General features: G+C 69.0%; 15 protein-coding genes. 8 read left to right on the top strand and 7 right to left on the bottom strand.

Features of this window, described 5'->3' with window-relative positions:
• The 4 genes from OV207_RS01830 to OV207_RS01845 all read left to right on the top strand — a co-directional run bounded on the left by OV207_RS01830 (nt 1) and on the right by OV207_RS01845 (nt 5,423).
• Nucleotides 1-1,869 carry a hypothetical protein gene (locus OV207_RS01830; RefSeq protein ID WP_267552039.1) on the top strand — a complete coding sequence of 623 codons (1,869 nt, stop codon included), beginning with the start codon at nt 1-3 and terminating at the stop codon, nt 1,867-1,869.
• A 20-nt stretch (nt 1,870-1,889) separates the two neighbouring features.
• Nucleotides 1,890-2,957, top strand: coding sequence for a nicotinamidase (locus OV207_RS01835; protein WP_267552040.1), 1,068 nt, complete (start codon nt 1,890-1,892; stop codon nt 2,955-2,957).
• 32 nt (nt 2,958-2,989) lie between these two features.
• Nucleotides 2,990-3,784, top strand: a complete 795-nt coding sequence (locus OV207_RS01840; protein WP_193347456.1) for a hypothetical protein — start codon at nt 2,990-2,992, stop codon at nt 3,782-3,784.
• 470 nt (nt 3,785-4,254) lie between these two features.
• A protein-coding gene (locus OV207_RS01845; RefSeq protein ID WP_267552771.1) for an IS3 family transposase occupies nt 4,255-5,423 on the top strand; the annotation gives its coding sequence in 2 pieces (ribosomal slippage) (nt 4,255-4,510 and nt 4,510-5,423; 1,170 coding nt in all).
• A gap of 76 nt (nt 5,424-5,499) precedes the next feature.
• Here OV207_RS01845 and OV207_RS01850 read toward each other — a convergent pair.
• On the bottom strand, nt 5,500-5,703 hold the full coding sequence (locus OV207_RS01850) for a hypothetical protein (protein ID WP_267552043.1): 204 nt from the start codon (nt 5,701-5,703) through the stop codon (nt 5,500-5,502).
• On the opposite strand from OV207_RS01850, the gene OV207_RS01855 reads away from it, so the two are divergent.
• From OV207_RS01855 to OV207_RS01870, 4 genes are read left to right on the top strand one after another with little or no spacing between them, the layout of a single operon-like run.
• Nucleotides 5,692-6,243: a hypothetical protein gene (locus tag OV207_RS01855; RefSeq protein ID WP_267552044.1), complete on the top strand. Its 552-nt coding sequence runs from the start codon at nt 5,692-5,694 to the stop codon at nt 6,241-6,243. The two genes, OV207_RS01850 and OV207_RS01855, sit on opposite strands and share 12 nt — an antisense overlap.
• 23 nt (nt 6,244-6,266) lie before the next feature.
• Complete coding sequence (locus OV207_RS01860; RefSeq protein WP_267552045.1) at nt 6,267-7,115, top strand: AHH domain-containing protein; 849 nt, start codon at nt 6,267-6,269, stop codon at nt 7,113-7,115.
• Nucleotides 7,116-7,133: 18 nt separating this feature from the next.
• Complete coding sequence (locus tag OV207_RS01865) at nt 7,134-7,718, top strand: imm11 family protein (RefSeq protein ID WP_267552047.1); 585 nt, start codon at nt 7,134-7,136, stop codon at nt 7,716-7,718.
• A gap of 19 nt (nt 7,719-7,737) precedes the next feature.
• Nucleotides 7,738-8,529, top strand: a complete 792-nt coding sequence (locus tag OV207_RS01870; RefSeq protein ID WP_267552048.1) for a hypothetical protein — start codon at nt 7,738-7,740, stop codon at nt 8,527-8,529.
• Between the two features lie 73 nt (nt 8,530-8,602).
• On the opposite strand, the gene OV207_RS01875 is transcribed toward OV207_RS01870, so the two are convergent.
• From OV207_RS01875 to OV207_RS01900, 6 genes are read right to left on the bottom strand one after another with little or no spacing between them, the layout of a single operon-like run.
• Nucleotides 8,603-9,349: a PIG-L deacetylase family protein gene (locus OV207_RS01875; protein WP_267552050.1), complete on the bottom strand. Its 747-nt coding sequence runs from the start codon at nt 9,347-9,349 to the stop codon at nt 8,603-8,605.
• On the bottom strand, nt 9,346-10,632 hold the full coding sequence (locus tag OV207_RS01880; RefSeq protein WP_267552052.1) for a glycosyltransferase family 4 protein: 1,287 nt from the start codon (nt 10,630-10,632) through the stop codon (nt 9,346-9,348). Before OV207_RS01880 ends, OV207_RS01875 begins: the two co-directional genes overlap by 4 nt.
• Nucleotides 10,629-11,495: a sugar phosphate isomerase/epimerase family protein gene (locus tag OV207_RS01885; RefSeq protein WP_193346078.1), complete on the bottom strand. Its 867-nt coding sequence runs from the start codon at nt 11,493-11,495 to the stop codon at nt 10,629-10,631. The genes OV207_RS01880 and OV207_RS01885 overlap by 4 nt, the downstream gene beginning before the upstream one ends.
• Before the next feature lie 4 nt (nt 11,496-11,499).
• Nucleotides 11,500-12,975 carry a YcaO-like family protein gene (locus tag OV207_RS01890; RefSeq protein WP_267552054.1) on the bottom strand — a complete coding sequence of 492 codons (1,476 nt, stop codon included), beginning with the start codon at nt 12,973-12,975 and terminating at the stop codon, nt 11,500-11,502.
• Entirely contained in the window at nt 12,972-13,805 is an 834-nt protein-coding gene (locus tag OV207_RS01895; protein ID WP_267552056.1) for a hypothetical protein, read from the bottom strand. The genes OV207_RS01890 and OV207_RS01895 overlap by 4 nt, the downstream gene beginning before the upstream one ends.
• Nucleotides 13,796-14,830, bottom strand: a complete 1,035-nt coding sequence (locus tag OV207_RS01900; protein ID WP_267552058.1) for a Gfo/Idh/MocA family protein — start codon at nt 14,828-14,830, stop codon at nt 13,796-13,798. Before OV207_RS01900 ends, OV207_RS01895 begins: the two co-directional genes overlap by 10 nt.
• Nucleotides 14,831-14,832: the final 2 nt, after the last annotated feature.

Below are 14,832 nucleotides of genomic sequence, written 5' to 3' on the forward strand. Positions count from 1 at the left end.
ATGGACCTCTGGCTGGAAGGCAAGAAGCTGCGGTTGGATCCGCAGCGCGCGCTGGGCAAGGGCGGCGAGGCGGATGTGTATGACCTGGGCGACGGACGGGCGCTCAAGGTCTTCAAGCGGCCCGAGCATCCGGACTACCTGGGCCTGACGCACGAACAGGACGCCGCGAAGGCCCGGCTCGCGGAGCACCAGCGCAAGCTGCGCGCCTTTCCCACGGGGCTGCCGGCGCGGGTGGTGACGCCGCAGGCGCTGGCCACGGACCGCAAGGGCACGGAGGTGCGGGGCTATGCGATGCGCAAGCTGGACGGCGCGGAGCCGCTGCGCCGGTGGGGAGAGCCGGCGTTCCGGCGCGCGGGAGGCCGGGCGGCGGACGCGGTGACGGTGCTGGCGGGGCTGCACCGGGTGCTGACGGGGCTGCACGCGGGCGGCGTGGTGGTGGGGGACTTCAACGACCTGAACGTGCTGGTGGTGGGGACGGACGCGTACCTCATCGACGCGGACAGCTTCCAGTTCGGTGGCTACGTCTGCCCGGTGTTCACGGAGAAGTTCCTGGACCCGCTGCGGCTGGACGCGAAGGCCCAGGCGCTGACGCCGGCGCGACCGGCGACGGTGCACAGTGATTGGTATGCCTTCGCCGTCACCGTGATGCAGTCGCTGCTGTGCGTGGGGCCGCAGGGCGGCATCCACCGCCCGAAGGCGCAGGGCGCCCGGCTGAACGCGGTGGCGCGGGTGCTCCAGCGCGTCACCGTCTTCCACCCGGACGTGCAGTACCCCAAGCCCGCGCTGCCCCGGGCGACGCTGCCGGATGACGTGCTGCACCTGTTCCATCAAGTCTTCGTGGAGGACCTCCGCGGCGCGTTCCCGCTGCCGGTGCTGGAGGGGCTGCGCTTCACGGTGTGCGCGTCGTGCGGCGTGGAGCACGCGCGGGCCGCGTGTCCTTCGTGTCAGCCGCACGCGACGGCGGCGGCCACGCCGGTGACGGCGGTGCGGGGGCAGGTGGTGGCGACGCGGAGGTTCACCACCCGGGGCGTGGTGGTGCACGCGAGCGCGGACGACGGCGGCGTGCGCTTCGTCTACCACGCGGACGGCGCGTACCGGCGCGAGGACGGACGCACGGTGATGCGCGGTGGGCTGGACCCATCGCTGCGCTGGGCGGTGCAGGGGGACGTGACGCTGCTGGGGCAGGGGGGCCGGGTGGCGGTGTTCACGCCGGGCCGGGCGCCGGAGTTCCTGGGGGTGGACACCTGTGAGAACAAGCCGGTGTTCGCGGTCAATGCCAGACACCGGTTCTGGGCGGTGGGCGGCGGGCTGTGGCGGGACGGTGCGCATGGGGCGGAGCGCTGGGGGGACGTGCTGGAAGGACAGACGCGGCTGTTCGTGGGGCCCCGCTTCGGCCTGGGGTTCCACCGCGCGGCGGGCCTGCGGGGGGCCTTCCTGTTCGACGTGGAGCGCAAGGGCTTGAGGGACGGGCTCGCGCTGCCATGGCCGTCGGGGCAGTTGCTGGACGCGGAGGCCGTGTTCGACGGGGACTGTGTGTGGTTGTTCCTCGCGGAGGAGTCCGGAGGGCGCACGGTGCACCACGCCGTGCTGCTGGGGCCGGACGGGTTGGTGCGTGCGAGCGCCCGGGCCGATGCAGGGGACGGTTCGTGGCTGGGGGTGCTGCGGGGGAAGTGCGCGGTGGGGGGCGCGCTCTTCTGCGCGACGGACGCGGGGCTGACACGCGTGGAGCACCGGCAGGGCCAGCTGGAGGCCGTGCGCGAGTTTCCAGATGCGGAGCCGTTCGTGGACGCGGGCTGCCAGTTGTTGTTGTCGCGAGAGGGATTGACGGTGGTGGGGGCCCAGGCCCTCGCCGTGTTGCGGATGACGTGAAACACGCAAGGGGGATGGACATGAAGAAGACGACCGCGAAGGAACTGCCGCTGCCCGGGTTCTACAATGCCAGCCATGCGGCGGAGTACGGCTACGGCCCCAACGCCGGGAAGCTGCAACAGGAGGCCGGCGCGTGGAAGGCGGCGCAGGGCGTGAAGGTGGCGGCGACGGACTCCTTCAACCTGCACCTGCTGCTCATTGATGTGCAGAAGGACTTCTGCTTCCCGGATGGCTCGCTGTACGTCGCGGGGCGGAGCGGGCGGGGCGCCATCGACGACAACCGCCGCATCGCGGAGTTCATCTACCGCAACCTGGGGACGCTGACGAACGTCACCGCGACGCTGGACACGCACTTCGCCTACCAGATCTTCTTCCCGTCCTTCTGGGTGGACCAGGATGACCAGCCGTTGCAGCCCCACCGGGAGGTGACGCGCGAACAGATTGAGCGCGGCCAGGCGCGGCCGAACCCCGCGGTGGCGAAGTGGCTGTGCGGCGGCAACTACCCGTGGCTGCTCAAGCAGGTGAAGTACTACTGCGAGGAGCTGGAGCGGGCGGGCAAGTACACGCTGTACCTGTGGCCGCCGCACTGCCTGCTGGGCAGCGACGGGCACGCGCTGTCAGGGGTGGTGCAGGAGGCGCGGCTGTTCCACTCGTTCGCGCGCGGCGTGCAGTCGTGGGCGGAGGTGAAGGGCGGCAACCCGCTGACGGAGAACTACTCGGTGATGCGGCCGGAGGTGCTGATGCGGCATGACGGCCAGCCGCTCGCGCAGCGCAACACGCAGTTCCTGAAGACGCTGCTCACGTCGGACGCTGTGGTGATTGGCGGGCAGGCCGCCAGCCACTGCGTGAAGAGCTCCATTGACGACCTGCTGGGAGAGATCGTCGCGCAGGACGCGGCGTTGGCCCGGAAGGTGTACCTGCTGACGGACTGCATGTCGTCGGTGACGGTGCCGGACGGCAAGGGCGGCTTCGCGGCGGACTTCACGCCGCAGGCGGACGCGGCGCTCAAGCGCTTCGCGGACGCGGGCATGCACCTGGTGAAGTCCACGGACCCGCTGGCGAGCTGGCCCGACCTGCACCTGGCGTGACGTCTGGCATTCACACGAAAGGAGACACGGACATGAGCAAGGCGAATGGTGGCGGGGTCCAGAAGCTCTTCGAGGATGCGCACGCGGAAGGGGTGCTGAGCCCCGCGGGGTTGCAGGCGCTGACGGTGGTGGACCTGGGGGCCCAGATTCAAGCGGGCCTGGGCGTGCACGTGGACGACGTGCAGGCGAGCGAGGTGGTGCTGGTGACGGTGATGCCGGATGACTCGGGGAGCATCTCGCACGCCGGGCACACGAAGACGGTGTGCGACGGGCACAACCTGGTGCTGGACGCGCTGCTGGCGAGCCAGCAGAAGGACGGCGTGCTGTTCCACACGCGCTACCTGAACGGGCACGTGCTCAATCCCTTCCGGCCGCTGGAGGACGTGGTGCGGATGCACTCCGGCAACTACTCGGCGGACCTGGGGACGCCGCTGTATGACAACGCGGTGGTGCTGCTGGGCACGGTGCTGGCGAAGGCGCAGGAGTTCAGCGGCAACGGGGTGCCGGTGCGCACGGTGACGCTGCTCATCACGGACGGCGCGGACGCGGGCTCGACGAAGGCGCGGGCGAAGGACGTGGCGGCGCTGGTGAAGGACCTGCACCGCGTGGAGAACCACATCGTGGCGGCGATGGGCATCGACGACGGGGTGACGGACTTCCGCAAGGTGTTCCAGAGCATGGGCATCGCGGACCGGTGGATCCTCACGCCGGGACAGAGCGCCCAGGAGATCCGCGCCGCGTTCCAGGTGTTCAGCCAGTCCGCGGTCCGCGTCAGCCAGGGCGCGGCCAGCTTCAGCCGCACGGCGCTGGGTGGGTTTGGACGTTAGGAGAAGCAGTTACCCGGCTGTTAACGTCGACGCACTGGCTGGAGGGGGGGCTCCTGTGCATCCAGGTGCGAACGCTTGAGTGGCATGGTCGTCACGGGTCTTGGTCTGGCGAGCAGCCTGGATGACGTGGTCACCGCATGCGCAGCGGCCCGGGCCGGCATCAACCGTGCCCGGGAACTTGCGGCTTTCGGGGCCATTGACGATGACGTCGTGGAGGTCGTTCCGATTGCGGGTCATTCGTGTCACCCCCTGACGGAAGGGTTCCAGGGAGATGCGCGACGGATTCGCCTGGGGACCGCCGCTCTCAAGAATCTGCTCGCATACTCCGCGCTTCAGCCAGAGGATCTGTCGCGGACGGCCCTCTTCCTCAACGTGGGAAGCTCCTTCCTCTCCAGGGTCGGAGAGTCCTCCTGAGCCTCCCCGGGTTTTGTGGACACCCGAGATGAGGTGACCGAAGGATGTCCACGATGATGCCGAGACGAGAGCGAAGGAAGTACACGCCGGAGTTCAAGGCCCGGGTGGTGAAGCAGGTGCTGGAGGAGGGCAAGTCCCGGGCGCAGGTGGCCAAGGACCTGGACCTGACGCGCAGCGCCCTGGAAACCTGGGTGAGGCAGGCACGAACCGATGCAGGCCAGGGGCCGTCCGGGGCGCTGACGACGGGTGAGAAGGAAGAACTCGCCCAGCTGCGCCGCGAGGTACGCCAGCTGCGGATGGAGCGTGAAATCCTAAAAAACGCGGCGGCCTTCTTCGCCAGGGAGAGCACGTGAGGTTCGCGGCCATCCAGGAGAAGAAGGCGAGCTACCCGGTAGCCCTGCTGTGTCGTGTGCTGGAGGTGTCGCGAGCGGGCTACTACGCCTGGGAGGGGCGGGAGGCGTCCGCCCGCCAGAAGGCCAATGCGGCGCTGGCGGAGCGAATCCAGCAGGTGCACCAGGACAGCCGCCGCACCTACGGCAGCCCGCGTGTGCGCGCCGAGCTGAAGGCGCAGGGGCAGCACGTAGGCCGGCATCGCGTGGCCCGGCTGATGCGCGAGGCCGGGCTGCGGGCCCGTCGGCGCCGGCGCTTCGTGCACACCACGGACTCCAAGCACGGCCTGCCGGTGGCACCCAACGTGCTCGCTCGCGACTTCAATCCATCCAAGCCCGACCGGGCTTGGGTGACGGACATCACCTACGTGCCCACGCGAGAGGGCTGGTTGTACCTGGCCGTCGTGCTGGACCTCTTCAGTCGGCGCGTCATCGGCTGGGCCATGGACCGATGCATCGACCGGCACCTGGTGCTCTCGGCCCTCGACATGGCGCTCAAGGGCCGCCGTCCCCCCAAGGGGCTGTTGCACCACTCGGATCGCGGCAGCCAATACGCCAGTGAAGACTACCAGCGAGCCCTCGCCGCCCGCGGCATCCAGTGCAGCATGAGTCGCAAAGGCAACTGCTGGGACAACGCCGTGGCGGAGAGCTTCTTCTCCACCCTGAAGACGGAGTTGGTGCACGAGGTAGACTTCCTGACGCGCGAGTCCGCGAAGTCCGCCTTGTTCGAGTTCATCGAGGTGTTCTACAACCGCAAGCGGCGGCACTCCTCGCTCGGCTACGTCAGCCCCGTCGAGTTCGAGAAGGCCGCCTCACAGGTGCCGTTGGCTGCGTAACCCACCTGTCCACGAAAACCGGGCAAGCTCATCCGCAGGCTTCCCGGAGGGGGCGCCCCTTGAGAGCGGCCCATCTTCATCCCTGGCGGATGCGCTCTGCCAGTTTGGCGGCCTGCCCATCCCGCAGGCGCTTCGCTTCGTCCTGCGGGATGACCACCACGGTGTCGCGACGGCATTGCACGACGCCTGCGAGCTGCTGAGGCGGAGAGTCGTCGAGCGCTGCCTCATCGGAGGGATTGAGTCCTTTCTTGAGCGGAAGACGCTCGAAATGCTGGCCCACCTGCGGTTGCTCAAGACGGTTGGGAACCCGGTGGGCTTCATGCCAGGGGAGGCCGCGGCATTCTTCTCTCTGGAGCGGGCCGCCCCGGCCCGTCAGCGTGGCGCACGCATTGAAGCGGAGCTGGTGACTACCGCTCTGTCCAACGAGGAGATGCACCGCTTCTCGGGCCCCTCCCACGGGAGAGGCCTTGCCGCGGCGATGGGAAATGCGTTGGAGGCCATTCGCGACAGTCATTCCGGACCCGTTCTGGTCCTCCACAACCTCAACGGGGATCCCTGGCGTGCGATGGAATGGGGCACGGCGCTCGTCAGGTTGGCGGACTGGGAGATGCTCCGCGAACCACGCGCATGGTTTCCTCCTTTGTCGTTTGGTGAGACTGGCGCCGCGACGGGGCCTCTCGCGGTGTGCATGGCGGTGCGCGCGTTTGCACGCCATTACGCGGGCTCTCCCCACGCGCTCATTGCCATGTCATCCTACGCAGGTTCCAAGGGAGCGCTGGTGCTGCGCGATCCCAGATGGGACGGACTCCAGAAGCGATAGGAACCACGACAGCAGGGGGGGCCATGGCCCAGTCCGCGGAGCACGTCACGCAGATGACGAAGAACGACCTCCATGACAAGGGGGCCTGCATTCTCCGTCATGAGTCGGCCAGGAAGAGCAGTCCGTGCGACTATCAATGGAACGGATACCAGATCAGCAAGACCGCGGCGCGCTCAGGGATGTACAACAAGCCGCTCCGCCGCGCTTGGATCGACCGCGACAAGGCGGATGGCGACATCTTCCATGCGGCGGCGCGGAAGGAACAGCGCTCAGGAGAGACGTCCGGCGAGTTCGGCCTGCGACTGCGCGACTTCATCAAGAAGTACCGACGTAGCGTCCGCTACACCAGCAGGCCCCTGGACCATGACCCGAAGGCTTGGTTCATCGGTGAGCCCACGCACCCGAAGAACTTCGTTCCCAAGGCGCATGACCCAGAAGGGGGAATGCACCGGCCCTACTATCACAACTGGCATCACATGATTCCGAACGGGGCCATCAACGAATACGTCGGTGGTGGTCCAGACGGAGCGAAGCGTTTGCTTCTGTTGATGACGTCGCTCTACAACATGAACTGCGGCCAGAACATTGTCCTGCTCCCCAAGGAAAGCTTCGTGGGTCGGGCCCTGGGGCTGCCCATTCATTGTCCCTATGGTCAGATGAGCCACCCTACGTATTCAAAAGCCTGTGAGAAGCATCTATGTCGGATCGCGAATCAACTGGACAAGGTGCTTGCCTCAGGTACACCCCACAAACTCAATGATACGAACGTTGCCCAGATCAAGAAGGCGATGAACCTCTTATCCGACAAGCTCCTTGCCACCCTAATGGCCATGCCACCTGGGGCCTCGCTGGACGAACTGGACTCCCTCTAGGCTCATTGAGGATTCGAGATGCCGAACTTCAAATTCCATATCGTTACATCCCCCTACGATCCAAGGTTCTGCGCCATCAAGCGCAAGCCGGAAACCATCCTCAAGGCGTGGAGGCTGCGGGAGGGAGCCCTCTTCGGGGCGGACTTCCCCTCCACCGCACGTTTCGAAATGGACAAGCGCGCGGGGGACATGACTCCTGATCTGCTTCCGAATGTCCTGTCGCTGCTGATGATCTCCTCCCGAGTTCGCGCCTTGTTCGAGGCGGAACGCGTCTCGGACGTCGAGTACCTTCCCTTCGAGTTGGCCAACAAGAGGGGCTCCGTGGTCAGCCGGGATTACAGCGTGGCCAATCTGATTGGCGGCGTGGATTGTCTGGACGCCGCACGATCAAAGTTCGACGAAGATCCGCTTGAGCCTGGAGGTATTGCCAATCTGTACAAACTCAACCTCCACCTCGATAGGATTCCCGAGGACAAAAAGTTGTTCCGCCTGAAGCAGATGATGCACGAATTCATCATCCGCTCGGATCTGCTGCAATTGCTCCGGGAGCAAGGTGTGACAGGACTGGCGACGCTCGACCTCGATACGGAAATCATCCTCTGAGCCGGCCCTTGTGCCTTCCATGAAGACCGATCTCGATATCACCATTGACAACCTTACATTCGAAATCGCCAGGGGTCTTCCGCGCGCGGTCGGCAAGCTGGCGAAGGGGCAGCTTGACGGCGCGGCACTCCTGAAAATCTGCCTGGACCACCGTCGGCTGGCCATCGCGCACCTGTTGGGCGCTCTGGACGTGAGGGCCTACTCCCAGCACCTGCAACAGAGCGCCAGGGCCTATGTGTTCATGCTCAGGCAGGCGCGGGTGGGTACGGCCGTGGATCCCTACTACCTTTGCCGGAGCAGGGCGGAGCCGTTCTGGGACGCACTCGCGGCGGGCGACTTCCCGCTGGCCGCGGAGATTGCCGCGCTCGTTCCTGCGCAGCCCCATCCGGGAATGGAGGACCCTGTCCTCTTCCTGTATTTCGACGTCATCATGGCCATGGCGCGGGGCGAGGACACGGCGCTGCTGCAGGAGAAGCTCCGTGCGTTGGATGCGGAGAAGGATCCGACGCTGTCGTTCCGTTACGACGCCAGTTCGGCGCTCTTCCATGGGGACGATGCCGGGTTGGCGAAGGCCCTCGAAGGCATGGGTAGTGAGCACGCAGCCTGGTTCGCGGAGCTGAGCGAGACGGACTCGATTGCACCAGAAGACGCGCAGACCCAGACCTTCGTCTTCATGGAGGGGCTGGCGCTGGCGCGGCTTGCATCCCATCTGGGCATGCAAGACGTCTTGCCACAGCGCTTCATTCCAGAGGTGGCCCTGGCGGTGCCCCTCGCATCCTTCGACGATCCGTGGCGGACGTTGGAAGGGTGAGCACGCTCCTCGCTTCCGGGCCTCCTCCGGGCGCATCCCCAAGATCCCGTGGCCGGTGTCCTTCAGCGCGGAGTCAAGTAAGGAAGACCTCCGCGGCGCCAGTTCGGCCCTGGGCCCGGGCCTCCCGCTGGTGGAAGGCGGTGAGCACCGGCGCCACGCCCTCCACGCCTCCGAACTGGAAGCCCAGCTGGCTGCCGTAGCAGGCACAGCCCTCCACCTTCCGCGACAGGTGCTCCGTGATGTCCACCGCCAGGGGTCGCAGGCCCTGGGGCAGGGCGGCGTCCGGGAGCGCGTCCGGCTGTCTCACGGCGTAGGGCGTGTCCCGGTAGTAGAGGACCCGGTTCCCGGGGATGCCCAGCCCCTGCACCGCCCTCACCACCTGCACGTGGTCCACGTGGCTGCCCAGCGCCTGCGGCACGAAGACCCGGTCCGGCTTCAGCTCCCAGAGCACCGGTCGCAGGCACCCCCGCACCCAGGCCCCGATGACGTCGTCGCTCCGTGGCGGCTGGAACAGCTCCGCGGGGCTCGCGTAGCCCCGGTGTGGCGCCTCCTCCAGGTCGCCCCACATGCACAGGTCCACGCCCATCCGCTTCGCGAACGCCCGGTCCTCCTCGCGTCTCAGGGCCATGTAGTCCACCTCCGGCCCCAGCCCCTTCGACGTCTGGCATTGCAGCGCGAAGCCCTTCGGCTCCGGCACCGACCGGGTGAAGACGGTGACGAGCGCCACCGTCCACCCCTGCTGCTTCAGCGCGGCCAGCGTCCCCCCGCAGGAGAAGGCCACGTCGTCCAGGTGCGGCGAGATGAAGAGGGCCGTGCTCATAGCAGGTGCGGCGCGGACCGGAAGCGGCACGATGGGTCCGCGTGCGCCTCCGTCGTCGCCGGGTCGTAGAGGTGCGTCCACCGCGTGTCCGGCCGCGTGCCCGTCAGCTGCGCGTAGATGCCCTGAATCGTGCGGCCCACGGCCTGCCACGAGTACAGCTTGCGCACCTCCTCCAGGGCCGTGGTCGCCAGGCGCTCGCGCAGGGGCGCGTCGTCCAGCATCCGGGCGATGGCGTCCGCCAGCGCGTCGCTGTCCTTGGGTGGCACCAGCAGCGCGTCCCGCCCGTCCTCCAGGCAGTCCACCACGCCCACGGCCCGGGTGGACACGATGGGCAGCCCGGAGGCCATCGCCTCCAGCAGCGTGTTGGAGAACCCTTCCGAATACGTGGGCGACACGAAGACGTCCCCGCTCCGGTACAGGTCCGGCGCCTCCGCGTAGGTGGACACCCCCACCAGCTCCACCGTGGCCCCCAGCCCCTCCGCCTCCACCCTCGCGCGCACGGCCTCCACGTCCGGCCCAATCCCAGACACGCGCAACCGCAGCCGGCGGCCCTGACCCACCAGCCGCTTCACCGCGTCCAGCAGCTCCATCACGCCTTTCCTCGCGTCCACCCGGCCGTGGTACAGCAGCACCGGCACGTCCCTCATCGCCCCGAGCGCCCGCTCACTCCTCGGATGGAAGCGCTGCGTGTCCGTGGCCCCCGGCACGATGGTGAAGCGGCTCAGCGGGGTGCCGTGGTGCCCGTGCACCTCCTCCGCGAACGAACGGCTGCCAATCAGCAGCGCCCCGGAGTGCCCCAGCACCGCGAGCATCGCCTGCTTGTGCGTCTCACAGCACGTCCCCACCCAGTGCCCGTCGCCGCCCTGGATGGACACCACGTTGGGCAATCCCAGCCGCCTCGCCGCCTCCAGCGCCGCCAGGCCGCAGGGATAGCCATACTGCGCGTGGATGAGGTCGAAGGGCCGGCGCCGGTGCTCGCGAATCACCGTGTCCACCAGGCCCTCCACGTCCTGCTCGAAGCTCGCCGGCTGGCCGTGGTTGATGCGCTGCTCGCCCAGGGACTCACACCCCAGCACGTGCGCTCCCGGAATTCCCGGCGGGGGCCCGCCCCCGTACACCGCCATGCCCGCCGGGTCGTTGCGGTACTGGCTCACCATCGTCACGTCGTGCCCGCAGGCCACCAGCTCCCGCACCAGGTTGAGCGCATAGACGCTCATCCCCGAAATGGCGGGGAAGAAGCGCCGGGAGATGAAACAGATTCGCAGCCGGTTCAGCTCGTTCATGCCGCCACCTCCGCGCCCGTCGGCAGGCGCGCCCGCAACCACGCCAACGCACCGGGCACCATCTCATGCGCCCGGTGCGCATCCCTGGACAGCTCCACGCAGACCAGCCGCTCGTAGCCCACCCGCGTCAGCTCCCGCAGGACGGCCGGAACGTCCACGTCCCCCTCGCCGAACGGCAGGTGCTCATGCACGCCGCGCTTCATGTCCTCCAGCGCCACCGCGCCCAGCACCGGCGCGAACTCGCGCACCGCCTCCGCCGGTGTCCGCTCCTGCGTCACCAGCAGGTGCCCCACGTCCAGGGCCAGCCGCACCGGCGCCGCCCCTGCTTGGGCCACCTGCGCCTGCAACTGGCGCCACCCGTCCACCGTCTCCACCAGCATCCCCGGCTCCGGCTCCACCGCCAGCACCACCCCGCGCGAGGCCGCGTGGTCCGCCAGCCGCGCCACCCCCTCCACGAGCCACGGCCACGCGACGTCCTTCGTCACCCCGGGGCGCGGCACCCCCGCCCAGAAAGACACCGCCTCGCCGCGGCACGTCCCGCACACGTCCACCGCGCGCTGGAGGAACTCCAGCCTCCGCGCCCGTCCTTCCGCGTCCGGCGTGATGAGCGTGGGCTCATGCTTCCTGCGCGGATCCAGGAGGAAGCGCGCCCCCGTCTCCACCACCAGCCCCAGGCCCAGCCGCTCCAGCAGCGCGGCCAGCTGCTCCGTGCGCCGCTCGAAGTCCGGAGCGAAGGGGTCGAAGTGGTGGTGGTCCAGGGTCAGCGCCACGCCGTCGTAGCCGCTGTCCGCGATGAGCCTCAGCGCGTCCTCGAAGCGGTGGTTGGACACGCCATTGGTGTTGTAGGCAAAGCGCAGGGCCATGGTGTCATTCCCCGCCGAAGCGGCGGCTGGCGAGCAGCGCGGGCACCGCGTGGCGATCCGGCTCCCGGTAGAGCGGATACAGGCGGCCCACGCGCGCCTCCGCCAGCTTCACGTTGAACCAGGCGAGTCCGCCCAGCCGCTCCTCGGCCTCCGGCGTCAACCGCACCGGCTGCGCCCCCGGGGGCGGCGCGCCCTGGCCCACCAGCGGATCCCGCCGCTCCAGCAGCCGCGCCACGTTGCGCTCGCCCAGGCGGTAGTAGGTCATCGTCTCCACCTCCAGCCCTGGCACCAGCGCCTTCACCACGTGCACCGAGCGTCCGGGCGGGGACATGTCCGCGACCAGGATGTCGAAGCCCGCGGCGTGGAGCTGGCCCACGACGTGGTCGCACCGCAGCGACGGGTCCTCCACCACCGGGGCCCGGGGCAGGTCGCCGAAGCGCACCTTGCGCCGGGTCATCAGCGTGCACGCCGTCAGCTCGCGCAGCGCGTCCGCCGACATCCGCGCCCACTCCGCCATGCCGTGCAGCGCCCGGGGCTCCTCCGCGCCCAGGTCCACCAGGGGCACGAAGCGCTCCATGTATTCCGCTGGCGCGAAGCGGGCCACCTCGCTCAGCGGGCCGTGCGCGAACGCCTTTCGCGCGCGTGAGCCGGCGTACTCCAGCAGCGCCTTGCGCAGCGCGCGGTCCCGGTCCGGATCCGCCGCCTCGCCGCACGCGGTCACCATCAGCGGCTGGTTTCCCACGGTGAGGTCGCGGCCCACCACGTACACGTTCACCAGCCCGAAGTCCGTGCTCGCCAGCTTCGCCATCACCTCCACGCCCGCGCGCCGGTAGCGCTCCAGGATGGTCCGAATGTCAGGCGCCAGCTCCGCGTCCTCCAGGTCCAGCACCACGCCCTGGTCCATGGCCCGGTACTGGAGCCCGTTGCCGTCGCGCTGCAACACCTCCAGCAGCCCGTGCGCCAGCGCCTGCTGACGCGTCAGCCCCGCGCCCTGGCCGTTGGTGATGGGCGTGATGAGGGGAGACTTGCCCTGCAGCTGGCCCGGGTGGATGGCGATGAACTCCTCCGGCACCAGCACCCGCTCACCGGTGGCCAGCCGCTGCACCTCCACCCAGACGAGCGGCATGTCGGGCTGGTACGGGCTGCCCGCGGGCAGGCCCAGCGTGAGCGGATCCACCACCGCCGTGGGGCCCCGCGCGCGGACCAGCGCCGCGTAGCTGCCGTGGATCCGCGGCATCCGCTTCATCGCGAGCTCGGCGAAGGTCTCCTCCACGAGCTCGCCCAGGGCGCCCACGTGCGCCTCTTCCTCCGTGAGCCCGTAGCTGCTGCAATGCGACACCGCATCCGGAGTGCCCCCGGTCCGCAGGCTCGCGGAGACCACTGGGACGCCCAGCCGGTCGATGGGGTCCATGCGGAAGGTCTGCAATGCGCCCGTGGAGACCGCGCGGAAATAGGCATCCAGGGCCTGGGACACGCTCATGACAATTCCTCCAATGACAGGGGACGGGTGTGCGGCATGCCTTCGAGCAACCGGTCGAACAGCGCGAGCGCGTGCTCGCGGGTGACGCCCCGGGCGAACTCGAAGGGGGTGAAGACGTTCTCGAACGGCAGCTGCTTGAACACCGCGCGGTAGCGGCGCAGCTCGCCGTGGCTCAGCGGAATCGCGTAGTGGAAGCCCTTGTGACACGACAGCGCCGTGGGCCTGCCGCGCGCGTCCAGGTCCACCTTCAGCGCGTCCCCGCAGAACAGCGAGCGGGTGCGCGCGTCGTACATCACGGTCTGGCCCTCGTAGTGGCCGCCCACGCAGTGAAGCGTCAGGTCCGGCGCCAGCTCGTGGAAGTCGTCCACCGGCCAGCGCACCTGGAAGGCCTTGGTGTACGGCACCGCGTCCTTGTGCAGCACGAGCAGCGGGTCGAAGTGCTCCTGCAACTGCCACAGCGCCCCGAAGCCGTGCGGGTGCGACGCGGACAGCACCCGGATGCCGCCCATCACCTCCAGGTACTCCAGCGCCGGCTTGGAGTACCAGGGCGCGCCTTCGAACGCGACGTTGCCTTCGGGCCGGCGCAGCAGCCACCCGGTGGAGCCCAGGCCGAAGGTGGGCTCGCACGCGAAGCCCCAGATGCCGGGGAGCGTCTGCTCCCAGCGCGTGCTCAGCTTCTCCGACACCTGGCCCGCGGTCTGGAAGTTCCAGCCGTCGCGCGGCAGGGCGTTGCGCACGTCCAGGCAGGTGGGACAGCCCGTGGGCGGCGCGTGCGCGAACCCCGGCTGCCACGTGCCGCAGTGGGTGCAGGCGTAGCGGATCAGTGGCATGGCGGGAACGCCCTTCCGAAGCGCGTCGCCTGGCTGAGCAGCCCCACGAGGCGCACGTCGCGCTCGGGCGCGAAGGGCTGCGGCCTGCCCTCCAGCACGCACGCGCTGAAGGCCTCCACCTGGTGGAGGAAGGGGCTCCTGTCCTCCTCCGGCGACAGGTGGAGCCACGTCTCTTCGCCCGTCTTCGCGTCGGTGAGCGACAGCGAGCCGCCGGGCGTCTGCCCCATCGTCTTGTACGCCAGCGCCCGCGCCTTGGTGCCGATGAGCTCCAGCGTGCGCCGGGGGTACGCGTCCGGGCAGTTGTAGGCCACCTGCAGGAGCCCCAGCGCGCCGCTCTTGAACTGCCCCACCAGCACCGCGCCGTCGTCCACCGCGTAGTCGTGCACGCGCCGCTGCGTCATCGCGGTGAGCGACTGCCACTCGTCCCCCAGCAGCACCTCCAGCAGGTCCAGCCCGTGGGGCGCCAGGTCGATCATCGCGCCGCCGCCCGCCTGCTCCGGGTCGATGCGCCAGTTGTCCGGGGTCCAGTCCGCGGGCAGCCAGCAGGCGTAGTGGATGCGCGCCTGGGTGACGGTGCCCAGCACGCCCTCCTTCACCAGGGTGCGCAGCTTGCGGTGCGCCGCGTGGTGGCGCTGGTCGAACGCGGTGGCGTAGTGCACGCCCGCGCGCTGGCACGCGGACACCATGCGCAGCCCGTCCTGTGGCGTGACGGCCATGGGTTTCTCACACAGGACGTGCTTGCCCGCCGCCGCGCACGCCTCCGTCATCGCCGCGTGCAGGTGGTTGGGCGTGGCGATGTAGACCGCGTCCACGGCCTTGTCCTCCAGCACGGAGGCCAGCGCGGTGTACCGGGCGGCGTCGTCCGCCTGGACGCGCATCAGCGCCTCCGCGTTCGCGTCACACAGCGCGGTGAGCCTGGCGTTGCTCGCCCCCCGGAGCGCGGGGATGACGTAGTCCCGCGCCACCCAGCCACACCCCACCACGGCCCAGCCCAGCTTTCGGGCGTTCGGCTTCGCATCGAACATGG

The organism is Corallococcus sp. BB11-1, assembly GCF_026626625.1.
GTDB classification, from domain to species: Bacteria; Myxococcota; Myxococcia; order Myxococcales; family Myxococcaceae; genus Corallococcus; species Corallococcus soli.